Below are 26,338 nucleotides of genomic sequence, written 5' to 3'. Positions count from 1 at the left end.
GCACTGTTAAATCTGGCAAGATGCATGATTAAAAATGATTTTCAGCGAGGAACTATGAAAATTCTGGTAGCAGTGAAGCGGGTTGTTGATCCTTATGTCCGGGTTCGGGTTAAAGCGGATCAGACTGGTGTTGAGTTACAGAATATAAAAATGTCCATGAATCCGTTTGACGAGATTGCTATGGAAGAGGCGCTCAGGCTGCGTGAACAGGGACTGGCTACTGAAGTGATCGCTGTGACGATAGGTACGACTGCATCACAGGAAACCTTAAGGCATGCGCTGGCGTTAGGCGCTGATCGGGCGATTCTGGTACAAAGCGAAAAAGAACTTTGTAGTTTGAATATCGCTAAAATTTTACAAAAAATCTGCGCTCAGGAACAACCGGGTTTGGTTCTGATGGGGAAACAGTCGATTGATGGCGACAATAATCAAACTCCGCAAATGTTAGCCGGGTTGCTGGATTGGCCGCAAGCAACCTTTGCATCCCAGGTGAAAGTGGAAGGCAACAAAGCCATGGTTACCCGCGAAATTGATGGCGGGCTGGAGACAATTGCCATTGATTTACCAGCGGTAATCAGTACCGATCTGCGCCTGAACGAACCGCGTTATGCCAGTTTGCCTAATATTATGAAAGCAAAAAGCAAACGTTTGGATATCCTCGAACTTAACAGCCTTGAGCTTAACTTAAAAGAGCATAGCCAGGTATTGTCAGTGCAGGCGCCTGCTAACCGCGCTGCCGGCATCAAAGTGGATTCAGTCGAAATTCTGGTGGATAAATTAAAGCACGAAGCCAAAGTGCTTTAACCAAGGAGAAACCATGAGTACCTTAGTGATTGTAGAACATGACAATGAGCAAATCAGTCCTGCGACATATTCAGCGCTGGCAGCTGCAAGACAGCTGGATCAAACTACGGATCTGTTAGTAGCTGGTTATCAGTGCAGTAAAGCCGCTGAGCAGGCTGCTGCTCTGGCAGGCGTTACAAAGGTGATAGCGGCAGATAATGCCTGTTATAGTCATTTTCTGGCTGAAAATTTATGCCAGCTTGTTTTATCCATTGCCGACAACTACACCACCATACTGGCTGCATCAACTACTTTTGGTAAAAATCTGATGCCGCGTATTGCTGCGAAACTGGATGTGATTCAGGTTTCTGATGTGATGCGGATTATTGATGGCAATACGTTTGAGCATCCAATTTATGCCGGTAATGCCATTGAAACTGTTAAGGTGCTGGACAGTAAAAAAGTACTGACTATTCGAAGCACGGCTTTTGATAATACTTGCGCGTCCCAATCGCCATGCACTATTGAAACTCTGGATAAAGCGTTTACTGACAGTAAAGTGACATTTGTAAGTCAGGAGTTGAGTAAGTCAGAACGGCCAGAGCTTGGCAGTGCCAAAGTTGTCGTTTCTGGCGGCCGTGGCTTGCAAAGCGCTGAAAAATTTAAACTGGTCGAGCAACTGGCTGATGAGCTAGGCGCTGCGGTCGGCGCGTCCAGAGCAGCCGTTGATGCCGGTTTTGTGCCTAATGACTATCAGGTTGGCCAAACGGGTAAAGTCGTTGCTCCTGACTTGTATATCGCACTGGGTATTTCTGGCGCTGTCCAGCATTTGGCGGGGATGAAAGATTCAAAAGTCATTGTCGCTGTTAATAAAGATCCTGACGCGCCGATTTTTCAGATTGCCACTTATGGTCTGGTTGGCGATGTGTTTGAGTTAGTTCCGCAATTAATAGAACAACTGAAGCGCTAACACTTTTTTTCCTTCTCCTGTATCGGGAGAAGATTTATATATTAAAGGGAGTTATTATGATCGTAGGTGTGCCCAAGGAAATTAAACCACAAGAAAACCGCGTTGGTCTGGTACCAGCCAGTGTTCGTGAAATCATTAAAGTTGGTGGTATCGTATTAGTTGAGCACAATGCCGGTCTGGGAATTGGGATTAGTGATGAACAATATCGGGCCGCTGGCGCAGAAATTATTGAAACAGCAGATGAGCTTTTTGAGCGCGCCGAACTGATTGTGAAAGTCAAGGAATTACAACCTGTTGAGTGTAAACGCCTGCGAGAAGGTCAGACTTTATTTACCTATCTGCATCTTGCTCCGGATCCACAGCAGACCCGGCTGTTAAAAGAATCCGGCGTGACTGCGATTGCTTATGAAACTGTGACTCAGAATGATGGCGGTCTGCCTCTGTTAACCCCCATGTCGCAAGTTGCCGGAAGAATGTCTATTCAGGCTGGCGCTCATTGTCTGGAGATGGCCCAGGGCGGAAGCGGTGTACTGCTTGGCGGTGTACCCGGGGTTGCTCCGGCGAATGTCGTTGTGATTGGCGGCGGGGTAGTGGGAACCAATGCAGTCAGAATGGCTATGGGCATGGAAGCCAGGGTAACGGTTCTTGATAAATCATTGCCCCGCTTGAGAGAGCTGGATTTTCAGTTCGGCGCGAAGCTAAATACCATTTATGCCACATCAGAAGCGGTTGAGCAGTATGTCACCGCTGCTGATTTGGTTATTGGCGCCGTATTGGTTCCCGGCGCTGCGGCGCCAAAACTGGTCACCCGGCAAATGTTGAAAGCAATGCGCCCGGGTTCAGTTGTTGTCGACGTTGCAATTGATCAAGGTGGCTGCTTTGAAACCAGCCGGCCTACAACGCATCATGAACCGACTTATGTCGTTGACGGCGTTGTGCATTATTGCGTGACTAATATGCCAGGTGCAGTACCCAGAACGTCAACTTTTGCCTTGAACAACGCGACTCTGCCTTTTGTCATAAGCCTGGTCACCAAAGGCGTTAAACTGGCGCTGTTAAGCGACGGCCATCTGTTGAATGGTCTTAACGTCCATCGTGGGATGGTTACTTATGAAGCGGTAGCGCGTGATCTTGGCTATGAGTATGTGACGGCAACGGATGCGTTATCCGCTTGATAGTTCAATAAAAACGCCTAATCCAACGCAGGTTGGGCTGAAAAGCCCAACACTTTCTGTCACCATTACGACCGCGAGTCCATGCGATTTGCATTAGTTAATATAAAATAAAACCAATTGACCAAATTAAGATAAAAAAGATATAATAAAAAACATATTAAATATTGAGGCTGCACGTTGAGTATTATTACAATTTGTATCAAATTACCGGCACTGCAAATAGACGATAAAAACCAGACATTAACTTTAGAAGAAGGTACAGCTAAAGTCAGTTGCGTAGTGCATGTCCTTAACATGGGTGACGACAAAAAAATTTACTCATATCTGCAAAATAACTTTCCTACTTCCTGGAGAGCTCATGACAGAATGGGCTATGAGGATGATAAGGCGCTTAAACTAATTAAAGCCGTTACACAAGCGCCTGTGATCAAAGATGCATACTCTAAGACAAATAAAGCCACTATCATTAGCTTAAATGGTCAAGAAATAACACTCAAATCGAGTACTGTAACTTATGGTAACGACCTTGATGTTAAACACTCAGGATTAGCTCAAAAACTCTTACTTATGATTTAAATCATGTGAGTGATATTATTCCCGTGTTTAAGCAAATTGTGGACATGGGTGCTGCTTTAACAAATTATGAAGCCTTACGCGGTTTTGTTACTGAATCCGAATTGCTCTCACAACAAGCAAAGGCCCAGGAAAAAGCGTTACAAGCAGAGATTGGCAGGAAAAAAACCATAGATTCTTTAAAAGATAATTTTTTAAAAAAACACTGGGAAGTGTTTAATAAGGATCTCAATGGTTTTTTTGGTTGTCTCCGAAAAACTCAAGTGCAGGATAATTGGACTTTAAAGGAAATAATCGAACATGGTATGGCAAGTAATAATCGTACCAGAACAATTTGTGCAGAAATGGGCTGGTTAACAAAAAACGGCGCCATAGCTGAATTGGCTCCAGATGAAGTTAAAAATTTATTTATGGATAATCCTGATAGCATACCTATATTAAAATAACCGCTTAGTCACAGGAAATGGGCATGAATTCAATAAAAGATTGATAATGTTGAGTCGCGCCCATCTGACCTGAACTTTAGTATGATGATGCTTTTCGCGAGATGTAGAGTAACTTGAAAAATCTATGCCCATATAAGGACCTGATCTTTATAAAAAAACTTTAAGAAAGTTGTCTGGTTGTTCCTTATCATCCCTTGCGGCACGAGCTGGAAAAAGCGTCATCTTATGGGGGAAATTATAAGTACGCATTTCTTCATCAATCAAATTTTTCTCCTCATCAAGCAAGCTTTGATTGGCAGGTCGAGGATCAATCTCCAGGATTATTCTTGGCTCACTAAAGTATATACCAATCGCTTTTAACTTCTGTAAAAGACGCATCGTTTGTAATTCCAGGACTTTAATTTCTTTATCTACTTGCGAAGCAGCTTCAAAATCAAGTAAATGTTTATTATAAAATTCAGGATTTTTAGCCAGTACACGTGCGGCTAATGTAGCCAAAGATTCAATTTCTTTCATAATTACTCTTTATAGTCATTTCTTCATATAGGTTACGTTAAACAGTAGGGGGCGCTGCCATTAAGTTAAGAACATGAAGGCGGGGGGGGGGATTCCCGCCTTCGCGGGGAATGACAACATCCTTAGTACGCCCTAAATTTTTACATTATTTTTTGCAGATGTCTCTTTAAATAAATCTAATATTTGGCCTTTTGTTTTCCTGTCCAGGTCTTTTATTAAGACCAATCCTAGTCTACCATTTTTTTGCTCATTGAAAATAGCTGGAGAATTCTGAACAAAGAAATTCAACCGGCTAATATTACCCTTTCTAAGCGAATCGAAATAGCAATGTTTTTTGAGCTGGGGTAAATAATCTGTTGCTAACAACAAAGAACTCGTGTAAGGGTACATAAGTACGCATCTTTTCATCAGCTAATAATTGACTGGCTTAATCGATATTAATTTAGTACGATTGCTCAAGCATAGAGGTGTGCTCGAAGTCTTTGGCCTTATTAATATATAAATGACCCAACATGGCTATTAGTGAAATTAACACCAAGGCAGATTGATGTGGTTGCTTAATTCTCTATTTTGATGTCAGTTTAAAAAAGAGGGGGGGATAGTCCTATTTATGGATGGACACTAAACTAATGCAGCTGATATGGATGATGCCATAAGGTGATATTTTGACTAAATTAATATCTATAAGACAAGATGCAAAACCAAAAGCGATGGTACTATTTCCTTATGCAGGGGGGATAGGATCTTTATTTTATTCCTTTGCCCCCTACATTAGTACTGAGTATGATCTGTATGTTATTGAATATCCCGGACGTTACAACCAGGAGTTTTCGCTTGAGCCTCATTCGTTTCGAGAGTTAAGTTTGACGATATTGCAACTGTTATCTGATATGGGGCTTAATAATAAAACTCTGGTTTTTTGTGGTATTAGTATGGGAGGCTACATCGCATTTCATATTGCACAATTTCTTGAGCATTATTATGGTATTGGGGTTGAGCGGCTCATAATGGTTTCTGTTTGCAGTGAAAGCAAGCTCATGATATCCCTCAATTGTGATGGCTGGTTAGAATCATTGATTGATGAATATAAGGAACTCTTTGAACAAGATTTCTTGAATTATTTAAAAGAGTTAATGCAAAAAGATCGGAGTATTTTAAAGACCATGCAATTGGGAATGATGAGCCTCACCAAAACCCCGATAAGCATCGTTAATGCCGTAAATGATATGCGCTGTCATTCTTTGGAAACCAAAGAATTTTGGCAAAATAAAACAACACAGTCGTTTGAGTATCGTACTTATGAAGGAGAACATATTCCGCAGGCCGAGCAGTTGAGTGTGATATTTACCGAGTACTCTATGTAAAATCAAGAGCTAACCAACAAATGCTGAGCATAATAATAAAGAATGCCTGTGGAAGTGAGTTCAATTACTGTTCTCATTTTTAAAAAATAATCCCGAATAATGGCTCGCGAAAAAACAACCGATATAAATGAAAACCAAATAAAAGTAATAGCTAGAATGAATCCCAGATAAGTAAACATATCCATTGAAGTAGTGTTTGAGCTTATCAGTGATGCAAAAAGACTAATGTAAAAGATAGTTACAAAGGGATTTAATAAATCAATCATCAAGCCCTGGAGTAGGGGTCTCTCTATTTTGGCTGCGCAATCTGCTGCAACGGGTTTATTTTTTAGTATCCTTAAAAAAATCGTTGTTGCTAAGTAAAAGATATAAAATGCACCTGCAATTTGCACTGCTTTGAACAATTTAGGGGTCGCAGAGAGCAATTGATATGAGCCAAGCATCGAACATAGCACATGCACTGCAATCGCAAGCGTTATACCTAAAGTGCATTGAATCGCGGCTCTAAATCCGTTTTGCAGAGCATATCGTGTTAGGAGCGTGAAATTTAATCCTGGAACAATTAAAACAGCACCGTTTGCTGCCAAAATAGTCATTAACTGTTCTTTCATAACGCGCCACCTACATCTAAATATAAGAAAATACATTAACCTCTATCATATCGCGAACTGGAATCCATCTGCATAGCAAAATGAGATGCTGTGGAATGATGGATTCCTGCTTTCGCGAGACGGAGGTGCTTTACACCACCTCTTTGGCAGCACCCTTAGGCATAATAACCATGCAGTAAACTGACATCATGATGCCTGAGATTACTAAGATGAATAATGGTAATGCTTTTAGACTACCGTCGTGTATAAGCGCCATAACCCCCGTAAACAGAGAAATCAGCAGGTAATAATAAAAGCCAAAAATAGAAGCTGCGGTACCAGCATAGGAACCATAATCCTGTAAAGCCTGGCTTAAACAATTAGGAATAATCATGGTGATGCCGCTCATAATAATGAATATACAAGCCAAAGATATTGTTATAGAGACTAGCGGCATAGAAGCATTTATCACAGAAGTTGTTGTTAACCCGTAGAATAAAAGAGCTCCTAAAATAATAGCACTAATACCATAGCAAATTATGTTATCGGCGCTATAGCCTCGAGCATGCAATTTTTTTGAAATGGCGCCTCCTAATGCAAGAGGAAAACAAATTCCGAAGGCTAACATTCCAAAGGTTGTGTTGCTTAGCCCTAACGATTCTATGAAAAAAAATGGGGATTCAGCAAAATAGCCAAACAGGATTCCATTCACGCCTCCAACCATGACCCCAAAACCTAAAAGCCGTGGATCGCGTATCATTTGTGTTAAGCAGGACCAAAATAAGCTACCATTTGCAGGAGCTACACCCCGTTGTAGATTTGTTTCAGGGAGAAACAATTGGATCTGAATAAATATAAGACCTGCTAAAACACAGAGTACTAAAAACACTGATGTCCATTCTGTATATTGAGTAATAATCCCGCCAATAACCGGCCCAATAGCTGGAGCGAATGCCATTGCAATACTTACAATAGAAAAAGCACGACCCCTGTCTTCTGGTTTTATCGCGTCACGTGCAATAGCCTGACCGAGAACCGAACCTACGCTTGCACCAAAGGCTTGTAAAAACCGCATAGCAAGCAACATCTCAATAGAGGTGCTAAAGTAACATGCGATAGACGCTACCATATAAACGCTTAAACCACATAAAAGCCCAGGTTTTCTGCCTATTCGATCAGATAATCGACCCCATAATAGCACCCCAAAGGCAAATCCGATGAGATAGGTTGTCAGGGTGCATTGAGCTAATTGTTCATCAATATGAAGCCCTTGTGCTAGCGCTGGCAATGCAGGCGTATAGATAGTTTCACTAAGTTGCGGTAGGGCAACAATTAATACGATAATCCATAATGGTACTTTGATACTATTCACTTCAGATCCTCTTGGTTAGTAATGTAAGTGTTTAAATAAGCAGCTAAATCTCTAATAGTAGAGTGCAGGATAAAGTCTCTAACAGTTAGCGACGTATTATGCAGAGAATTTATATTGGATACAATTTGCGGAATATGTAAAGAGTGTCCACCTAAACTGAAAAAACTTTCAACAACGCTTAGGTTATTCATTTTCATCACGTTCTGCCAAATAGTCTGTAATTCTGCCTCAAATGAAGTAGCAGGTGGAACATAACGTGCATCTGAGCTGGCATTTTCCCTATCAGGGATAGGTAGTTTTTTTCGATCCACTTTTTTATTGGGTGTAAGTGGAATGGCTGCCAGTTCGACTAAAGCAGATGGGATCATATAAGATGGCAGTTTATCTTCTAAACGAACTCTTAACTCATCCACACTAAGCGACATTGGCTTCTGTGCTTTGAAAACCAAATATGCCACTAAAACTTTATCATTCTGGATAGGTTGTACTGCGACAACAACTTGTTCGGCAGATATACAAGACATGATAGCTGCTTCAATTTCTCCAAGTTCAATTCGATGCCCACGCAACTTGATTTGACTATCTGCTCGTCCGCCATAAACCAAGTTACCATCAGCATCCCACTTTGCTTTATCGCCCGTTTTATAAACCTGTTCGTTATTAACTATAACAAATACTGATTGTGTTAGTTCCTCTCGATTCCAATAACCTTTTGCAACACCTGCACCACCAATATATAAATCACCCCATACACCAATTGGGAGTTTATTTTTGGCATCATCCAGAACATAACAATTGGTATTGCTAATAGGCTTGCCGATGTGAATAGTCTTTTCTGAGCTAAGTTCTGCAGCAGTTGACCAGATGGTTGTTTCTGTCGGCCCATAGACATTGAAAATCTTAGTGGCGCGCTGTTGTAGCCGGGATAACAATGAGCTCGACATTGCTTCACCGCCACACAGCACTGTAAAGGTATTTTTAATTGCAATGTGGTCTGCAATCATCGACCACATTGTAGGTGTAGCCTGCATATGCGATGGTTGAATTTCATTAATATAATTCACTAAGTATACTGGATTTCTGGCAATATCCTGATTGCAAATTACCAACTCAATTCCTGCTATGAGTGGACAATATAATTCCAGACCAAAAATATCAAAGCTTATGGTCGTGATACTTAAAAAACGATCAGACTTATCAAATGACAATCGATTAACAAAATCTATACATAGATTAGCTAGATTTTGTTGTGTTACCATCACACCTTTTGGGTGGCCAGTACTACCTGAAGTATATAAAATATATGCTAAATTTTCAGGTCCAATAGCCACCGGTTTGAAAACTTGATTGGCTCCAGCATCTAATAAATCCTGAGTTGAAAAATAGGGTACTTTTTTAAATGAAAACGGAGATTTTTCGGTAATTACCATAGAAACTTTAGAGTCTTCCAACATGAGTTGTACACGCTCGTTGGGATAATCTGGGTCAATAGGTACATAAACATTTCCAGTTTTTAATGTGGCTAGGATGGCAAAAACCATGTGTTCATTGCGATCCATTAAAATACCGATGTGGTGGTTGCTATCTCTTATTTTTGATTGAATACCACGTGCCAATAGATCTACATGATTTAATAAAGACCGATAGGTATAAACATTATCTCCAACACGTAAGGCAATATACTCAGGTGTTAGTTCTGCTTGCTTTGTAATTTGCTCCACTATGGATAGCGAAGGCAACTGATATTTGGAACCATGCTCGAATTGACTAATGACCTGTTGCTCATACTCAGAAACAATAGGCAGTTGTTTAAAAACGGTATCCTCATATTCAAGTATATAAGCAAGCAAATTCTCAAAATTAGTTACTTGTCTTTCAATACTTTTTGCTTCAAAAAGTTCTGTAGAATAATCCAATTCAAGAGTTAAAAGCTCACTATCTTCAGAGAAATTCCATACTAAATCAAACATCGAAGTATGGGTTTGCACCAACCTTCGTTTGGTTTTTATTGGACCAAAGGAAGGGATTTGGCTCTCATCCGCATTTTGTAAAACTACCATAATCTGGAATAAAGGGTTTTTATTGATAGTTCGTTCGGCCCGTGTTGCCTCAACAATACTTTCAAATGGCAGGTTCTGATGCTCATAGGCCTCAATACAGGTCAAGCGCGTCAGTTTTAATATTTCAGTAAACGTATCATTATCAGAAAAGCAAGTTCTTAAAGGCAGTGTATTTACAAAAAAACCTGTCATCTGTTCTAAATCAGAGATATCACGTCCAGCTAACGCAGTCCCTAAAATGATATCTGTTTGTCCAGAATATTTTGCCATAAAAACGTTTAATGCACTCACAAGCAGCATAAATGGAGTAGCTAGATTTGATTGTGCTAATCGTCTTAATTTTTCCAGATTAATTTTGGTAAACGCATGACGATACCTATAACCAAGTCCTTTCAAATGAATAGGTCTTGCCTTATCAGTTGGAAAATCGAAGCATTTGGCATGTTCTAATTTTTTAGTCCAATAAGTAAAGCTCTCATCCATTGATTTCGAGTTTAAATATTCATGAATAACAAAGGCTGCATCGATAATTTGTGGTGATTGTTGATGTTTCACCACTGCCTCATTATTTAGGAGTTTTTCATAGGTTCTTGCCAACTCCGAAATAATAATTCCTTCTGACCATGCATCTGTAATAATGTTGTGCTTTACCATAAAGAATACATGTTTTTGCTCTTCTAATTTAAATAAAGCAGCAAAAAAGGGTGGTTTATCTTTTAATGAAAATGTAAGTTGGCAATACTGAGTTAAAGTTGCATCTAGTTCACTAGAATTGACTAAAATTATTGGGATTTCATAAGAAAAATGAGCAAGTGCTTCTTGATAGGGTATCCCATGTTCTTGATTAAATATCAATCGAAACGATTCATGTTTTTGAACCATCGTATCAAATGCTTGATTGAATAAATCAATTTGAAGTGGACCATTTAATTCAATGGCAAAGGGTAGATTATAGCTTGTATTGGCAGGGTTTAGTTCATGCAAAAACCATAATCTTTTCTGTGAAGGGGTTAAGGGACCTTTTCGTTTATAAACTATAGGGATGGTCCATTCATCATCGGTCTTTGAGCGAGATCGAACCATTAAGGCCAGATCATAAACTGTTGGTTTCTCAAAGACATCGCGCGTTGAACATTTTATTTTGAATTGCTCATTAATACGTGCGGCAATTTGGGCGGCAATTAGAGAGTGCACGCCTATTTCAAATATATTTTGTTTAATTGAAATGGCGCGTTTCTGCAGAAGCGATTGGATAATCGCTAAAATTGCTTTCTCTTGAAAAGTGCTTGGCTCTTCAACTTCTTGTCTCTCAAATACATCGTAGATCGGGGTAGGCAGGTTTTTACGATCTATCTTGCCATTAGCATTAATTGGAAATGCATCCAGGATCATGATCGATTGGGGAAGTACGGAGGGATGAAAATAATGTTTTAAATAATCCAGCAGATGTCTTTTTGTAGTTTGCATATTATCATGTAGGGTAACGTAAGCAATAAGGTGTTTATTTCCATCCTCACCACCAGTTATCACTAGCGCTTGTTGTACTTCCGGTTTTTTCTCCAAGACAATTTCTACTTCTCCAAGCTCAAGTCGAATCCCTCTTATTTTGACTTGATAATCCTTTCTACCAATAAATTCTAATGATCCATTATTATTCCAACATGCTAAATCCCCCGTTTTATATAATCGGGTAGGGGCTAAATCGCCTTTAAATTTATGATATATAAAGCGCTCTCTAGTGAGTTCTGGATTGTTAAAATATCCGCGAGACAGGCCATAACCTGCAATGTAAAGCTCGCCTTTAATACCCAAGGGTTGCATGTTTAAATGTTCATCAAGCACATAAGCTTCATAATTCAACATGGGTTTACCAATACAGGTCGAATTTTTATCGGGTTTAAATTCGGACATGGTGGCACCAATGGTTGCCTCTGTAGGTCCATAACCATTAAAAAGTCGAACAGAACTGCCCCAAAATTCCATGACATCACGAGGGCAAACATCTCCCATAACTACTAAAGTCTTCAGTGAGTCAATAGCCTCACGAGGCATCAATGCCAATACTGCTGGCGTCAATGTTGCGAGTGAAATCTGTTCATTTTTAATGAATTGGTGTAATTCATCGGGCGAAGTATGGATTTCTTTGGGGGCTATATATAAGGTTCCCCCATTAAGCAATGCACCATAAATATCCCAGCCAGCAGCGTCAAAACCTAATGAAGCGATATTTAGAATTCGGCTAGAAACTGATATCTGGCATACTTCTGTTTCAGCAAAAACCAGGTTAATAACGTTTCTATGCTCAATCATTACGCCTTTAGGGGTGCCAGTGCTGCCAGATGTGTAGATAATGTATGCTAAATCTGATGCTTTGGGATATGTTTGCTTTGTATTAAGTTGGTATGCATATTTTGCTACAAGGATTTCATCGATATAAATGATTTTTGCTTGCGTTTTATCAATCTTGAAATGGTTTATATCTGATGTGGTACTTAAGCAATATAATGCATTGGTATCTCTGGCCATAGCGACTACTCGCTCAGCAGGATAAGATGGGTCGATTGGTACGTAGCAGCAGTTCGCCTTCAGAACACCCAAGATGGTTGCAATCGTAAGCGGGTGGCGATCCATGGCGATAAGCAGAGGACTATCAATGGATAATTTTAACGAGTTTAAGTAAAATGAGATCCGATCTGATAAATTATCAAGCTCTTTATAAGTCCATTGTTCGTCTTTGAATACGATAGCGATTTGGTCAGGAAATTGTAACCTTATTCTTTCAAATTGTTCTATGATGGAGATTTGGGGTAAATCTACTTTTGGACGATTAAAACTTCGAATCTTTTGTTGCTCATCAGTGGATAAAATGTCAATAGTTGGGTCGTTAGTATTAATAATGGCTGCCATGTGTTCAAGTAGATTCTTGAACCGTATATCGTTTGAATATAAGTTGAATTCCGGTCCTGAAGCAGTTATCTTTAAAAATAGTAGAGCATCTGGCTTTTCAATTTTTTCTGTTATCGTGTTTGTATTTGCATGGATAATAAATAAGTTAGGCTCTTCAAAGTCCTTACTGGCAGGTTTTTTAACATCGTAAGTACCATCTAAATGAGCCCAGTTCAGTGCGTGCTTTGCGCGCATTAAACATGTATCAGTATCAAAATAACGATGCATTAATGTTGTTAATGCGTCATGCAAATTGGCATTAAGCTCAAAAGTATATGTAGTTTTAATATCTGTAACAGCAGTACATTGTTGTAAAGGGGGGAGCGATTCATTTCTGGACCAGTTAACAATCAGCTCAATCATTGACTCTTGCAGTGAATGAATTATCTCATCGGTCTCACATATTTCCTTTGCAATGTAATGTCCAAATGTTTGTGCCTCATTATCGGGTTTATAGAGAGTCCAGTACACGCAAGCGCCAGGCACTATGGGGGAGTCAAAATCCCCTGCACTTAGCGAAGGGGTAATTACATATGTGTTTTGATTAAAAAGATCTTTTGAGGCTGTGCTTGCGATGATAATATCATAAGGTTCACTATTTGTTTTATTTACAAAATCGATAAGTTCATTGCTACAAAAATTAATAATTTCTTCTGATTGGGTGCAAATGGTGACTCTATGACCTAAAGCATTAACATTAAATAGGATAGGAATAAATTTAGGGTCGTTTGTTTGGATTGAGATATTGAAATTTTGCATTGAACATCCTTACAACAATAGAGTGTTTAAAGAATTTTTTTGCCTCTCAATAGGTAAAAAGATTCTTTAAACCAACAAAAATGACTCAAAAGCTTGTTTAACAGATTGCGTCTCTATAACCTTAGTGCGCTTTAAAAGATTGATCATTTGTTTGGCAATGATATTCTCTTGATTGATTAGGTGATCAGACCATCCGTCATGCGTATCGCTTAAGATGATTTGAATTTTTTCGGGTGATATATTTAGAGATTTCAGGATTTGTTCATCGTAAGTTTTTTGAATTGCAGGATTAAAATACTGATGGATTAATTTGGGTAGGAATGAACCTATGATTTCTTTTTGCTCGATTGGCAAAGCTTCCCAAAAAATAGCTAGCAAATATTCAAAATAGCGAGCATGTCTGCCCTCGTCTTGTGCATGATCTTTCATAATGTAGAAAAATGTTCGCGAAATGTTTTGTGACTTTGATACAGCAATTAGGTCATTTGTAAGCGCATGTTCTGCGATACAGGTAGCTATTAATTCAAAATTTTCGATATATTGCTTTGGTAGCTCAGCTTTTATGCTTTTTATTGCATAAGATAGTGCCGTATCTTTTGGCAAATCAAGAGCTAATATCGAGGTTTTTACCTCTACCTGTTGCAAAAAGTCTAGTGCGACATAGGCGTGATAGCTCTCATCGATGATTACTGACAGCGCATCATGTCTTATGTCTCTTGGTAAATCGATAAAATAATCATTTTGAGTAATTTTATAAGCTGTTTGATTAATGATGTCTTTTTCAATGTTAGCAATATCATTGAGATACTTGTAAAGGGAATGGATTAAAATTGTTTCCTTCACTTCCGTACCCATCTTTTCAACCAGCGGATGAACACATAACATTTGTTGCTCGGGGGGAAAATAAAACCCTGGGTTTTCTTCATCTGTTAATAATCGCCTAGGCTTTGAGCGAACAGATGCTGTTCTTTCCCATTGGGGCTGATTGGATTGGTAGGATTGTACTCTTTGGCTCATAACATCATCCTAGTTGATAAAATCCATTTTAGGTATTGTTAGTGAGCCCTTATTGTACTTATGGGTAACAAAAAATCAAGCACTATGTGTAAATAATTATAGGAGTGTATTGCAAATGCACCCTAAATTTTTACATTATTTTTTGCAGATGCCTCTTTAAATAAATTTATTATCAATTAGTGGCTCACGCTGAGATTTAGTAATAGTCTCGCTTCAACCAGGGTGATTCCCTAATGTCATTGTTTGTGTTTTCTTTCGCAAAATAGATGAAAAGAAGAAATCAGTGTTATTATAAGGAGAATTAAGAAGTTACGTGCTTTTTATGAACCATAAAAACTGTTTTGAAATGTTTAAATGGTACCGAGGGTGGGACTCGAACCCACACTGTGTCACCACAACCGGATTTTGAATCCGGCGCGTCTACCAATTCCGCCACCCCGGCACTGCCCAGCGATTATAACAAAGAAATGCTGATGTGCAATGTGTATTGGAAAAAAAATATTTGCAATGAGGTGCAGGTTTTTAAATAATGATTGTCAGAAGGTTTTACTGTGGATAAATTATGACTTTTAAAAATTTTGTCGGAGCAGTTCTTTTGGCAGCAACGACGCTGCTGCAGGCATCAACCTGTCCTGATCCAGAGAATAGCTCATTACGCTGGGGAGAAATTCCCCCGCCCTGGCAGCTTGATCCGTTTTCGGCGAACAGACCGCAAGGGGAGGCGGGTACTCAGTTTGTGCGTGCCAATATTATGGTTATCGGCCGGATAGCACGCGGAGTTGTCTGTACTTACCGGATTTCTGTAGGTGATTATTCGATTTGGTGGCCAGTATTGGTAAAACGTCCTTCGCCTATGGATTACAATTGGATTGATACTTTTGGCGGGTTTGTGTGTACGCAATCACTGACCGACTGCTGGTTTAGCGCCGCTGCAAGCTGAAAATCAGTGTTGGGCTTTACAGCCCAACCTACGTTGAGTAGCGAATAATCTGCTTAGGATTCGGTGATTTCTATCATTTTTTGCAGGGCTTTTTTAGCGTTATCAATGACCCATTGTTGGTCCTGTACTTGCAGACGCTGGCGAAGGCCGGAAAATTCATTGACGACGTCACCGGCTTTTACTTCGTTAAACGGCATTGTTTTACCCTGGCGTAATAAATCAACCAGAGCGACCAGGTGGGGCGGATCATTGCGGGACATGGTAGCGCAGCCGCAGCCCATGCCTTTTTCGTCCGCTTTCTTTGGCGCTTCGGCCAGATTGACGACATCAATTCCCAGATTTTTGCAATGTTGTTTAACATTTTCAACCATGTGATTTTCAGTGCCGATGGCATACCGTTTAGTGCCTGCACGATCATTGACTACATAGTCCCAGATAAATGCGGTAGAGCCAGCATGTTGGGCTACTTTAATCACCGTGTTACGGCATTCCGGATGAACTACGGTAGCGTAGCCCTGGCTGTGCCAGTATTCGCACATTTCTGGCTGGTAATGCGTGTGTACCGCGCATTGGCTGGCAAACAATATCAAGTCAGCTTCGTCAAAACGTTTGAGTGTTTTCTGATCCTGATCAGCTAACGAGTATTGCGCACCGGCTGTTCCGCCTGGCCAGTAAGCGAGGTTTTTAATACCTAACCAGTAAGCGACATTTTCTCCCATATGCTGGTCAGGGATAAATAATATTTTTTTATTTTGCTGCCGCGCCCACTGAAATATCTTTTTGACATTTGAGCTGGTGCAAACTGCTCCGCCTTGCGCACCGGTCATTGCCTTGACCCGGCCGGATGTATTCATATAGCACACCGGCAAAATATTTTCGCTGCCGTAACGTTCATTTAAATCAAGGAACGCTGGTTCAACCATAAAATCCTTGGCGAGCATTTCCATCGTGCAACCAGATTTGGGGTTGGTAATATAAACATGCTGGTGTTCATTCGCCAGGATGCTGATTGATTCAGCCATAAAATGCACAGCGGATTCAATAATTACTGATTTTTGCGGATTATTGGCAGCCATTAACGCCAGTTGATAGGAGTCGCCAATCTGACCGCCAAATTGCTCAACCAGCCGGACTATATCGCCACCCATATAATAATGGGCCAGCAATAATAATTGATTGCCAAAATGAGCCTGCGCTTTTTCCATATAGGGCTTCATCCAGGCCAGCACCGTAGTAAGCTTGCGATCGGGCAACGCCTGGTATTCTTCAGCATAGGGAATAAATTCTTCCTGATACCAGTCGAGCGGGTAATCACTTTGGCATATGCTCATGTCATTGGTAATGGTCATAAGCGTTTTTTCTGGCTGATAAATACCGGGTGTGCTAAACATGGGATTGCCTCTTAAATAAATGTACTCTGAGGTGAGATTAACCGTGCAATGCTTTCCTCAGCACAAGCATCTTTGTGCGGATAATCTTCACGATAATGGCCGCCGCGTGATTCCCTTCGTGCAAGCGCTGCCCGGACAATAAGTTCGGCATTTAATATTATATTCCGTAATTCAATAAAATCGCGAGTAATACAGTGTTTCCAGTAATATTCCTCAATGATTTTTTTGCGGATCTTGATTAATTGTAGCAGATCCTGCAGACCCGCTTCAGTCCGTACTATGCCGGCATACGATGTCATTTCGCCGCGCAGGCCGCGCCAGTGGGCATTAATCTGGCTTGCACGCCGGGCGTTGATCTCGCCAGGTGAGCTCCAGTTTGCCACATCATCGGCGTGTTTTAGCGGAGAGAGTAAATCCTGCTGCGAGCATCGCGCCGCATTGCCAGCCATCACGATCGCTTCCAGCAGGGAATTGCTTGCCAGACGGTTAGCTCCGTGTAAGCCGGTAAAGGCTACTTCCCCAATAGCATACAGTCTTTTTAAATCAGTACGGCCATAGACATCCGTTAAAACACCGCCGCATTGATAGTGTGCAGCAGGAACAACGGGAATCATATCCTGGCTCATATCGATGCCAATCGAAATCAGCGTACTGAAAATCTGCGGAAAGCGTTTTTGTAAAAAGACTCGCGGTTGATGGGTGATATCAAGGTAGACGAACCCTTTCTGGCCTTGCTCAATTTCACTGAATATTGCCCGTGCTACCACATCACGGGTCGCCAACTCCATTTGATCCGGAGCATAGCGTTTCATAAACCGTTCGCCGGTTTCAGCATTTTTCAAAATTGCGCCTTCACCTCTGACGGCTTCGGAGATAAGGAAATTATTCAGGCTGTGATGATGCAGCAGGGTAGGGTGAAATTGATAAAATTCCATATTGCCGACCCGTGCGCCGGCACGATAAGCCATGGCAACGCCATCACCGGTTGCAACCATGGGATTGGTAGTATAACGATAGGTTTTTCCAGCACCGCCGGTTGCCAGGATTACGCAGCGCGCGATAAAGGTATGAATCAGGTTCTGCTGGCAATCCAGCACGTAAGCGCCCAGTACTTCGCCTTGTTCATCAGTCCGGTGCGGGCTGTAATGAGTGATCAGGTTAACTGCGATATGATGTTCAAAAAAATGAATTTTCGGGTGTGCTTTTGCAGCAGCCAGTAAAGCCTGGGTCACGGTCAGGCCGGTTTGATCGCCAGTATTGAAAATACGGCGGTGCGAATGGCCTCCTTCCTGAGCCAGAGCGTATTGGCCGGTACTGTTTTTGGTAAACTGGATGGAATAATCCAGTAACTCCTGTATCGCTTGCGGCGCCTTATGGATAATGAGCTCTACCGACGGTAGATAACACAGTCCATCTCCAGCCTCCAGGGTATCACGGATATGAGAGTCGGTTGAATCTTCTTCCGTAACGGCTGCGGCGATACCGCCCTGAGCATAGCGGCTGTTGCATTCACTGACTTCGGCTTTGCTGAGCAGGGCAATATTTAAAGCCGGCTGTATCTGCAGTAACTGCAAACAGTAATGCAAGGCCGCCAGGCCGTTGCCAATGACCAATACATCAAATTCGCGGGCAGCGCCCTGCTGCGAAAATGTTGTGCCTGTACTCATGAAAATGCCTTCACCAGTTGTGCTGCAAGTCCTGTGTATTTCTCCGGCGTCAGGTTAATCAAAGCTTCTTTCGCCTGTTCTGGAATAGCAAGCGTGTTAATAAATTTTTTCAGATTATCGCTGTCTATGCCCTGACCACGGGTCAGATCTTTCAATTGCTCGTAGGCATTGGGAATCTGGTAGCGTCTCATAACAGTCTGTATTGCTTCGGCAAGGACACCCCAATTGTTATCTAGATCATTAATCAGCGCTTTTTTGTTGATTTGCAGTTTGTCATTGCCTTTGGCGATGGCCTGATAGGCAATCAGGGTATAGGCGAATGCAACACCCAGGTTGCGTAAGACTGTTGAGTCTGATAAATCTCTTTGCATCCGCGATTGGGTCAGTTTGCTGGCAAAGTGGCCGAACATGGCATCAGCCAGTCCCAGATTGCCTTCGGCATTTTCAAAGTCAATCGGATTGACCTTGTGCGGCATGGTTGATGAACCGACTTCGTCAGCTATGGTTTTCTGCGTGAAGTAGTTTAGTGAAATATAGGTCCAGATATCACGGGTATAATCAAGCAGGATATTATTAATCCGCATCATGATATGGCAAACTTCCGCTATTCCGTCATGCGGTTCAATCTGGGTGGTATACGCGCTGAATGACAGCCCAAGCGAGCTGACGAAATTGGCGCAATGTTTACGCCAGTCCACTTCCGGGTAGGCGATAATATGAGCATTGTAATTTCCAACGGCGCCGTTACATTTGGCAGGAATCAGGACTTCGGCCAATTGCTGCTGCGGGCGTTTCAGCCGGGCTGCAAAATTAACCAGCTCTTTACCAATAGTTGTTGGCGTAGCTGGCTGGCCATGGGTTCTTGCCAGCATGGCTGCGTCGCCATGTTGCTTGCCCAGCAGGGTAATGCCGCCGCAGATTTCAGCCAGGGCAGGCTGAATGACCTGGGCAATGGCTTCTTTCATCATCAGGGCATAGGCCAGATTGTTAATATCTTCTGATGTGCAGGCAAAATGAATGAATCCTGAATATTTTCCAAGCGTTGCATGATTCTCGAGTTTATCTTTCAGATAGTATTCGATGGCTTTAACATCATGGTTAGTCTGTTTTTCAAATCCTTTGACTTTTTGTGCTTCTTCTTCATTGAATTGAGCCAGAATCTCAGCCAGATATTTCTTTGATTCGGCATCAAACGCTGGAATTTCCTTAATATCCTTATTAGCCGCTAATGATTCCAACCAGCGGATTTCCACCATTAATCGATAGTATGTCAACGCAAATTCACTGAAATAAGGGCTGAGTGAGTTGGTTTTTTTATAATAACGCCCGTCAATCGGCGAAATGGCATTTAAAGGAGTTAAGGTCATCAGGCAGTCACCACGCAAACATAAATTGTATATGATATTAGATGATGACGCAGATGTGAATTAAAACAGTGTAAAAGTTTGTATTTTTAGTTTACACGCGCCCAGTTCTGGCGAACAACAGGTTGGGTCGTTTGACCCAACCGCTTAGAACTCTGCATGCCCTGGCGTACGGGGGAACGGAATAACATCCCGCACATTACCCACGCCGGTAACATAACTAACCAACCGCTCAAATCCCAAACCATAGCCGGCATGCGGTACAGTGCCGTATCGGCGCAGATCCCGGTACCATTGATAAACGTCTTTATCCAGTTTGCACTCATCCATACGCTGGTCAAGAATCTCTAACCGCTCTTCACGCTGGCTGCCGCCGATAATTTCACCAATACCCGGTGCAAGGACGTCCATGGCTGCTACTGTGCGGCCATCGTCGTTAAGGCGCATATAGAATCCTTTGATATCTTTGGGATAATCAGTCAGGATCACCGGTTTTTTGCAGAGCTCTTCAGCGAGATAGCGTTCATGTTCTGATTGCAGATCAAGGCCCCAGTTGACGGGGTAATCAAATTTCTTGCCTGATTTTTCCAGTAATCCGATGGCATCGGTATAAGACATCATTTCAAATTCCGAGGCAATAATATTTTCCAGACGCTCAATACAGCCGGGTGAGACGAACTGGTTAAAGAAGTCCATATCATCCTGACGCTCGTCAAGGACTGCTTTGCATAAGTAGCGCAGCATATCCTGGCTTAATTTGGCGATATCATGCAGGGTTGCGAACGCGACTTCCGGTTCAATCATCCAGAATTCTGCCAGATGCCGGCTGGTATTTGAGTTTTCAGCGCGGAAGGTTGGGCCGAAAGTGTAGACTTTGGACATCGCCAGACAGTAGGCTTCAACGTTAAGCTGTCCTGAAACGGTAAGGAATGTTTCTTTGCCAAAAAAATCCTTGCTAAAATCGACATGACCATTGGCTGTTTTAGGCAGGTTCATTAAGTCCAGCGTGCTGATTCGGAACATTTCACCGGCGCCTTCGCAGTCACTGGCGGTAATGATGGGGGTATGAACCCAGAAATAACCGCGCTCATGGAAAAAGCGGTGTACCGCCTGAGCCAGGCAGTGGCGGATGCGGGTCACGGCACTGATGGTATTGGTGCGTGGTCTTAAATGGGCGACTTCACGCAAAAACTCGAGGCTGTGGCGTTTGGCCTGAATAGGATAGGTGTCCGGATTTTCAACCCAGCCGGCAACTTCGATGGTTTCTGCCTGGATTTCAAATGCCTGACCCTTTCCTTGGGAAGCAACCAGTTTACCGGTGGCGATTATCGCGCAGCCGGCGGTCAGTTTTAATACGTCTTGTTCGTAATTGGGCACTTGATCAGTGATTACAAGCTGAATAGGGGGAAAGCATGAACCATCATGCAGGCTAACAAATGATAGACCTGCTTTTGAGTCACGGCGGGTTTTTACCCAACCTCTTACTGTTACAGTCTGGTCAACCGGGATTTCTCCATCCAGGCATTGTTTTACTGTGTAGACTTCTGTCATTATGTACTCCGAAACTGGCATGAGAAAGCCGAATAATATACCAGATAAAACTACTGGGGGAACTATGCTGCGGCACGTTGTATTATTTTTTATATTAATATGGTCATTTTTTGTAAATGCAATGGATACAGAAACCAGATTATTTCGTCCGTATGGTGATGGATTGCAGCAGGAAGCGATAGTGATTAATCAAAAAATTACTGGTGAATGTTATCAACAGTCAACGCGGATTAAACGGGAGGATGCATGGCGTTGTGTGGCTGACGGCAGAGTTTACGATCCCTGTTTTATCAAGCGTTACGGCCGCCGCGATCAGGCTATTTGTCCGGCGTCACCCTGGTCTGGGGCAAGTATCATGATTGATATGAGCAAGCCGGCAGACAACAGTCAGCATTTGGCGTTGGATATGTCGCGTACTTACCCCTGGGGCATAGAGTTGGCCAGCGGAATTAAATGCCAGGCGATTGATGCGGGTAGCGAGGCTGGCGGCTTGCCGGCGTATTATCAGTGTGAAAATCAATCTGTGTTAGTGGGGGAGTTACAGCGTTGTAAACCGGAATGGAGTATGTTGGAGCATTTTTCCGATGGCCGTGTTGAGTCGGCATTGGTGAGCAGAGCCTGGTTCTAGCTCCAAAGGTAAAGTGTCATCCCCGCGAAGGCGGGGATCCATCCATCAAACAAGGTAAGGAGCCAACTTGAGAAATGGATTCCCGCCTTCGCGGGAATGACAACATCTTTAACTTAATGGCAGTGGCTAACTAGCCCTCCTCAGCACGTAAATCCGCTCACGGAACCCGGGGCTTGGAAGGTTCTGGTTCGGTTTCTGCCGCTTCGATTGCCCTTAACACCTGATTTTCCAGCGCTTTGATATCTGTGCCAAAAATAATTTTTTCCACTGGATTAAGCAGGCGGTCGGACTGAATGTCGGTAATGTTTATGAGTCCTGCTTTAAGCAAGGGGAGTGTTACGGCTCGTTGCTGCCTAATATCATGGCCGTTATGTTTTTCCAGAAAAGCTTTAATTGCTGTTTTTCGGATATCCCAAGGTTGTTCGGAAAGCAGTTTACAGAGCAGATTTACAGCAGATGATGTAAGCTGTGGATTATTACTGATTAGTTCAATAAGCTTCCGCTTCTGAGACCACGAAAAGAAATCAATGGCGTTAGCGATATTATTCGGTAGACGTTTTAAATCAGTAATATGTTTTAAAACTGCTTCACAAATCCGGGTTTTAATTTTCGCATGGGTGTGCTGGCTCAATAACATGCAGAGTGTGAATGTCAGCTCAGGTCCTTTAAGCATGGGCTCAATTTTTGTTAGCACCTGCTTCGCTTTCTCATTTGCCATATTGGCGCTGGAAATAATTAATAATCGGATCGCTCTTTCAGGTTGCCCGGAATCGAGGCTATTCAGTACTGAATTATAGTATCGGGGTTCAGAGCTCCAATCATAAAGCGCTGCCATTTTATGGACTTGGGAGATAACATCAAAAGTATCCTGATTATCAATCGTATTGCCAGCAATAATTAAATCAATCAGCTTTCGCAAGTAGCGTTGGATTTTTTCTTTTTGGTTATTGTTTATATCATGCGATAGCTCGGCCAGGTAGTGAATGGCAGAAAAAATTTCCGAACCGGTTTTGGCTCGAATTAATTGCCTAATCAGGACATCAATGACTAATCCCGCTTGCGGGGTAGATTTGACGGTGTTAATCAGCGGGAGATTAATTTTGCTCTTGTGCTGAATAATTTCTTTTATAATGAATGTTCTTTGTTCTTCATTACAACGCGCAAATAATACTAACAAAAAAAGAAATGCAGTAAGAGAAATTTGACTGTTGGCATTACTCAGATTATTCATGACGGTGGTAAGCAAATTGGGGATACAAAAAGCGTCCGCTATGTTGGGTTTTTTGAGGGTTTTGGTCCGTATTTTCACTTGTAATGAATGATCAACATAACCAACAATACCGTAATTTAATATGTGTTTGATAATGTCCTGGGCTATAAGCGCTGAGCTTTTATCGGCAGGTTCTTCTGACAAAGCAAATTCAATAACTGCTTTGAACAACAAAAATAAATTGGGGGTATATCCTGTTTCTCGGGTCAGGCCAATAATAATGTGCTGGATTATTTCTTTTTTTTGTACCGGGGTATAATATTTCTGAATCAGACAGGCCAATTGCAGACTGCCATACAGATGCCTTTCCATCTCGCTAATTGTTAGGCTGGTATATTTAGCTATAACCTGCGACGATAAGCGCTCTATGTACAGCGCATTAAATGAATCGCTAACAAATGATAAATCAAGCTCTCCCTCGATTAGCAAACATAGTATTTGCCTGGATTCATCAAGGGTAATTTTAGCGGTTTCCTGTTCAGTGTTAAGGCTGCGCGCGATTAGCAGTAAGCCAGTAACTCGATGTTTGAAATCCACTCGCGGATTTTGCAATGAAAAATACAGGCAGCGGGCGATATCCGGTGTAATCCATTCTGGCGGTTTTGCAGACCAATATCTTAGTAATTTATATTGATAATAAACTGCATTGCTATCACGTCTTCTAAATAAAGCTATAGTCGCCGCACTTGAGTGGCGTAGACTGATCCTGCGACAGGTTGTGGCTAGTTCTGACGCTGGAATATGGGCATATATTTCCTGCAGGAGCTCATTAGAAAGGTTGTTGAAAAAATTAAATTGATTAAACATTCGGGTATAAAAAAAGCACTTAGTTTAAATTATATCTTGCTTGGGTGTAAAAGGATAGCTTTTGATAGATGGAATATGGGCTTTACAGCCCATAGCCGTCAGGTTGGAGTCATTGAAGATGGCGATCCATTATATTTTACATCGTATGGGTCTGATATTTAATTGCCTCAGAAAATTTTCTATCAAGTTGTTGACTGATCTTATCTGCACTCGGCTTTAAATCCTGAATATCAATTTCTGCAAGCAGACTACAAAATTCATTAGTAAATTTTTGATGACCCGAGAACATACGAGGACTCATCCGGGAATGCTGGTCATGCTGTTTTTGACAGTACTGTTGAATGGCTATAATACATGCCTCAGGGTCAGCGTCTTTTTCCTTAATGATCGCTTGAACTGCTTTAATTGTCTCCGGCAGAGCTACAGCGTTATCACAATCCTTATCTTTCCAATACGCTTCATTATCACAAATCGTTTTAACCTGACTGAGTAAATCTTCAACTCGCAAATGGGCTTTGAAATGTTCATGCATTTCCGGTTGATTCTTCAGTTTTGTTTGCCGTAAAACATAATAGTTAGAAGCACGGGCAAGCTCTTTTTTATCCTCATCGGTCAAATAGCTCTCAAAATGCTTAACAAAGTCGAGTTTATCAGTGTGACTAAGCTTACGAAAAACATTATATTCGTACCGCTTCAGGGCCATTCTTATCTCTTCGTCCTCATCTTTCAACCAGTTTTCAAAGAATTTAATGACGTCCATATGGTCATTTTCCGCTGCCAAAACAAAAGGCATATAATTATTTACGTTCAAGGCAGATTTTTTTTGATCCGCTGCCAAGGCTTTTTCGAGGTGCTGAAGAATGGCAATATTACCTGTCTGAGCAACCCAACAAACAGCGCTATAATTATTATATTTCATTGCCTTTCTTATTGTCTCAAACGGCAAAGCCTTAATGTGGTCATTTTTTCCACCAATAACACATATATCAACCAGTGTAAGCGATCCTTCAATACTACTAACCCTATAAGTATTTAATAAATCCGTTATCAATCTGGTTTTTGGCGGATTGCTCTCGAAATAGTTTTTCAGTTCAGGGTATGTGTTAAAGAGTTCTTGAAAAATTGCGTTTACATCTAACATTGTGATTATCCAGAGTGCTTTGTGCTTTAATAGTACATTTGTTAATTATAATATTCAATACTATAATTTTTTGTTGATTTCAAACAGATAATATCATGCATTAAATGTTGGGCTGTAAAGCTCATGGACGTCAAGCTAAGCCGCGGTACATAGGAAATTAGAATAGTAAATGTACAAAATTCCTTAACTGAATGCTATGTGTTTTACAGTCCATATTCGTTCGGCCTGAGGAAAATGCGGAGCATTTGTCTCGAAGGCGTGGCACTGTACCACAGGCTTCGAGACAGCGCTAAAGCGCTTCCTTCAGCCCGAACGATATTGTGGAATATAGAAATTTAATCCTTAACTTGACGGCTATGGGCTGTAAAGCCCAACACACTTATTCTGGCCGAGCCTTGACAAAAGCCGGCAGAGTATTGCAATAAGCGTCGATCTCGGTAATCAATGGATAAGCAGACAGTGGAAAGTTGAAGCGGCGCGCATTGTATACTTGAGGAACCAGGCAGATATCCGCCATAGAAACATCAGTGCCATAACAGACCTGATTCTTATGCGGTATTGCCTGCAAACGGGCTTCTAATGCGTCAAAGCCTTGCTTCAGCCAATGGTGATACCAGGTCATGACTTGTTCTTCATTCGCGTCAAATTGCTCGCGCAATTGATTTAATACCCGGAGGTTATTAAGCGGGTGGATATCACAGGCTATTAATTGCGACAGGCTTCTTACCTGGGCTTTACTATAAGGATTAGCTGGCAGCAGCGCTGGTTCAGGACAGATTTCTTCAAGGTATTCAATAATGGCCAGGGATTGGCTGATAATATGGCCATTTTCATCCAGTGTAGGTACCAGACCTTGCGGATTAACCTGTAAATAATCAGGATGATGATGTTCACCGCCGTTATTGATCAAATGGACAGCAATCTTTTCATAGCTGATATTTTTAAAATTTAACGCTATCCGTACCCGATAACTTGCGGTAGAACGAAAATAGTCATAAAGTTTCACAA

At 41.7% G+C, this 26,338-nt stretch carries 20 protein-coding genes and 1 tRNA gene; 8 read left to right on the top strand and 13 right to left on the bottom strand.

Annotated features, from left to right (window positions below; translation table 11 throughout):
- Window positions 1-54 precede the first annotated feature (54 nt).
- The 5 genes from ACFORL_RS01945 (at window position 55) to ACFORL_RS01925 (ending at window position 3,947) form a co-directional block, all read left to right on the top strand.
- Window positions 55-804, top strand: a complete 750-nt coding sequence (locus ACFORL_RS01945; protein ID WP_382340860.1) for an electron transfer flavoprotein subunit beta/FixA family protein — start codon at window positions 55-57, stop codon at window positions 802-804.
- Window positions 805-817: 13 nt separating this feature from the next.
- The gene (locus ACFORL_RS01940) at window positions 818-1,753 is read left to right on the top strand and encodes an electron transfer flavoprotein subunit alpha/FixB family protein (RefSeq protein ID WP_382340563.1); all 936 of its coding nucleotides are present in this window, start codon (window positions 818-820) and stop codon (window positions 1,751-1,753) included.
- A gap of 56 nt (window positions 1,754-1,809) precedes the next feature.
- Complete coding sequence (gene ald / locus ACFORL_RS01935) at window positions 1,810-2,928, top strand: alanine dehydrogenase (RefSeq protein WP_382340561.1); 1,119 nt, start codon at window positions 1,810-1,812, stop codon at window positions 2,926-2,928.
- Between the two features lie 177 nt (window positions 2,929-3,105).
- A complete protein-coding gene (locus tag ACFORL_RS01930) occupies window positions 3,106-3,504 on the top strand; it encodes a hypothetical protein (RefSeq protein ID WP_382340559.1) in 399 nt (132 codons plus the stop codon).
- Window positions 3,505-3,509: 5 nt separating this feature from the next.
- Complete coding sequence (locus tag ACFORL_RS01925) at window positions 3,510-3,947, top strand: hypothetical protein (protein ID WP_382340557.1); 438 nt, start codon at window positions 3,510-3,512, stop codon at window positions 3,945-3,947.
- Between the two features lie 147 nt (window positions 3,948-4,094).
- Here ACFORL_RS01925 and ACFORL_RS01920 read toward each other — a convergent pair whose 3' ends face one another.
- Window positions 4,095-4,463, bottom strand: a complete 369-nt coding sequence (locus tag ACFORL_RS01920; RefSeq protein ID WP_382340556.1) for a hypothetical protein — start codon at window positions 4,461-4,463, stop codon at window positions 4,095-4,097.
- Between the two features lie 665 nt (window positions 4,464-5,128).
- On the opposite strand from ACFORL_RS01920, the gene ACFORL_RS01915 reads away from it, so the two are divergent.
- A complete protein-coding gene (locus ACFORL_RS01915; protein ID WP_382340554.1) occupies window positions 5,129-5,827 on the top strand; it encodes a thioesterase II family protein in 699 nt (232 codons plus the stop codon).
- Between the two features lie 2 nt (window positions 5,828-5,829).
- Here ACFORL_RS01915 and ACFORL_RS01910 read toward each other — a convergent pair whose 3' ends face one another.
- The 5 genes from ACFORL_RS01910 to ACFORL_RS01890 all read right to left on the bottom strand — a co-directional run bounded on the left by ACFORL_RS01910 (window position 5,830) and on the right by ACFORL_RS01890 (window position 15,013).
- A complete protein-coding gene (locus tag ACFORL_RS01910) occupies window positions 5,830-6,438 on the bottom strand; it encodes a LysE family translocator (protein WP_382340553.1) in 609 nt (202 codons plus the stop codon).
- A 130-nt stretch (window positions 6,439-6,568) separates the two neighbouring features.
- Window positions 6,569-7,789 carry a multidrug effflux MFS transporter gene (locus tag ACFORL_RS01905; protein ID WP_382340550.1) on the bottom strand — a complete coding sequence of 407 codons (1,221 nt, stop codon included), beginning with the start codon at window positions 7,787-7,789 and terminating at the stop codon, window positions 6,569-6,571.
- Window positions 7,786-13,554: an amino acid adenylation domain-containing protein gene (locus ACFORL_RS01900; protein WP_382340548.1), complete on the bottom strand. Its 5,769-nt coding sequence runs from the start codon at window positions 13,552-13,554 to the stop codon at window positions 7,786-7,788. Before ACFORL_RS01900 ends, ACFORL_RS01905 begins: the two co-directional genes overlap by 4 nt.
- Window positions 13,555-13,620: 66 nt before the next feature.
- Window positions 13,621-14,571 carry a diiron oxygenase gene (locus ACFORL_RS01895; RefSeq protein ID WP_382340546.1) on the bottom strand — a complete coding sequence of 317 codons (951 nt, stop codon included), beginning with the start codon at window positions 14,569-14,571 and terminating at the stop codon, window positions 13,621-13,623.
- Window positions 14,572-14,926: 355 nt separating this feature from the next.
- A tRNA-Leu gene (locus ACFORL_RS01890) sits at window positions 14,927-15,013 on the bottom strand.
- 120 nt (window positions 15,014-15,133) lie between these two features.
- On the opposite strand from ACFORL_RS01890, the gene ACFORL_RS01885 reads away from it, so the two are divergent.
- Window positions 15,134-15,511 (top strand): DUF3757 domain-containing protein, encoded by a 378-nt coding sequence (locus ACFORL_RS01885; protein ID WP_382340544.1) that lies wholly within the window; start codon window positions 15,134-15,136, stop codon window positions 15,509-15,511.
- 53 nt (window positions 15,512-15,564) lie between these two features.
- Here ACFORL_RS01885 and nadA read toward each other — a convergent pair whose 3' ends face one another.
- The 4 genes from nadA to asnS form a co-directional block, all read right to left on the bottom strand.
- Window positions 15,565-16,902, bottom strand: coding sequence for a quinolinate synthase NadA (gene nadA, locus ACFORL_RS01880; protein ID WP_382340542.1), 1,338 nt, complete (start codon window positions 16,900-16,902; stop codon window positions 15,565-15,567).
- 11 nt (window positions 16,903-16,913) lie between these two features.
- Complete coding sequence (gene nadB, locus ACFORL_RS01875) at window positions 16,914-18,569, bottom strand: L-aspartate oxidase (protein WP_382340540.1); 1,656 nt, start codon at window positions 18,567-18,569, stop codon at window positions 16,914-16,916.
- Window positions 18,566-19,936, bottom strand: coding sequence for an adenylosuccinate lyase (gene purB, locus ACFORL_RS01870; RefSeq protein WP_382340539.1), 1,371 nt, complete (start codon window positions 19,934-19,936; stop codon window positions 18,566-18,568). The genes nadB and purB overlap by 4 nt, the downstream gene beginning before the upstream one ends.
- Before the next feature lie 144 nt (window positions 19,937-20,080).
- Window positions 20,081-21,484 (bottom strand): asparagine--tRNA ligase, encoded by a 1,404-nt coding sequence (asnS, locus tag ACFORL_RS01865; RefSeq protein WP_382340537.1) that lies wholly within the window; start codon window positions 21,482-21,484, stop codon window positions 20,081-20,083.
- Between the two features lie 64 nt (window positions 21,485-21,548).
- On the opposite strand from asnS, the gene ACFORL_RS01860 reads away from it, so the two are divergent.
- Window positions 21,549-22,112: a hypothetical protein gene (locus ACFORL_RS01860; RefSeq protein WP_382340535.1), complete on the top strand. Its 564-nt coding sequence runs from the start codon at window positions 21,549-21,551 to the stop codon at window positions 22,110-22,112.
- Between the two features lie 157 nt (window positions 22,113-22,269).
- On the opposite strand, the gene ACFORL_RS01855 is transcribed toward ACFORL_RS01860, so the two are convergent.
- From ACFORL_RS01855 to maiA, 3 genes are all read right to left on the bottom strand, one after another.
- The gene (locus ACFORL_RS01855; RefSeq protein WP_382340533.1) at window positions 22,270-24,189 is read right to left on the bottom strand and encodes a hypothetical protein; all 1,920 of its coding nucleotides are present in this window, start codon (window positions 24,187-24,189) and stop codon (window positions 22,270-22,272) included.
- A gap of 136 nt (window positions 24,190-24,325) precedes the next feature.
- Window positions 24,326-25,108, bottom strand: a complete 783-nt coding sequence (locus ACFORL_RS01850) for a hypothetical protein (RefSeq protein ID WP_382340531.1) — start codon at window positions 25,106-25,108, stop codon at window positions 24,326-24,328.
- Window positions 25,109-25,709: 601 nt separating this feature from the next.
- The gene (gene maiA, locus ACFORL_RS01845; RefSeq protein WP_382340529.1) at window positions 25,710-26,336 is read right to left on the bottom strand and encodes a maleylacetoacetate isomerase; all 627 of its coding nucleotides are present in this window, start codon (window positions 26,334-26,336) and stop codon (window positions 25,710-25,712) included.
- Between the last annotated feature and the right edge of the window lie 2 nt (window positions 26,337-26,338).

It is taken from the genome of Legionella dresdenensis (assembly GCF_042649825.1).
Taxonomy (GTDB): Bacteria; Pseudomonadota; Gammaproteobacteria; order Legionellales; family Legionellaceae; genus Legionella_C; species Legionella_C dresdenensis.
The sequence above is the reverse complement of the archived record's forward strand: the minus strand, read 5'-3'. Positions and strand labels throughout refer to the sequence as shown.

Coding starts and splice junctions, on each gene's coding strand:
- ACFORL_RS01945 (WP_382340860.1), top strand. CDS start 55: ATGAAAATTCTGGTAGCAGTGAAGCGGGTTGTTGATCCTTATGTCCGG.
- ACFORL_RS01940 (WP_382340563.1), top strand. CDS start 818: ATGAGTACCTTAGTGATTGTAGAACATGACAATGAGCAAATCAGTCCT.
- ald (WP_382340561.1), top strand. CDS start 1,810: ATGATCGTAGGTGTGCCCAAGGAAATTAAACCACAAGAAAACCGCGTT.
- ACFORL_RS01920 (WP_382340556.1), bottom strand. CDS start 4,463: ATGAAAGAAATTGAATCTTTGGCTACATTAGCCGCACGTGTACTGGCT.
- ACFORL_RS01910 (WP_382340553.1), bottom strand. CDS start 6,438: ATGAAAGAACAGTTAATGACTATTTTGGCAGCAAACGGTGCTGTTTTA.
- ACFORL_RS01900 (WP_382340548.1), bottom strand. CDS start 13,554: ATGCAAAATTTCAATATCTCAATCCAAACAAACGACCCTAAATTTATT.
- ACFORL_RS01895 (WP_382340546.1), bottom strand. CDS start 14,571: ATGAGCCAAAGAGTACAATCCTACCAATCCAATCAGCCCCAATGGGAA.
- ACFORL_RS01885 (WP_382340544.1), top strand. CDS start 15,134: ATGACTTTTAAAAATTTTGTCGGAGCAGTTCTTTTGGCAGCAACGACG.
- nadA (WP_382340542.1), bottom strand. CDS start 16,902: ATGTTTAGCACACCCGGTATTTATCAGCCAGAAAAAACGCTTATGACC.
- nadB (WP_382340540.1), bottom strand. CDS start 18,569: ATGAGTACAGGCACAACATTTTCGCAGCAGGGCGCTGCCCGCGAATTT.
- purB (WP_382340539.1), bottom strand. CDS start 19,936: ATGACCTTAACTCCTTTAAATGCCATTTCGCCGATTGACGGGCGTTAT.
- asnS (WP_382340537.1), bottom strand. CDS start 21,484: ATGACAGAAGTCTACACAGTAAAACAATGCCTGGATGGAGAAATCCCG.
- ACFORL_RS01860 (WP_382340535.1), top strand. CDS start 21,549: ATGCTGCGGCACGTTGTATTATTTTTTATATTAATATGGTCATTTTTT.
- ACFORL_RS01855 (WP_382340533.1), bottom strand. CDS start 24,189: ATGTTTAATCAATTTAATTTTTTCAACAACCTTTCTAATGAGCTCCTG.
- ACFORL_RS01850 (WP_382340531.1), bottom strand. CDS start 25,108: ATGAAATATAATAATTATAGCGCTGTTTGTTGGGTTGCTCAGACAGGT.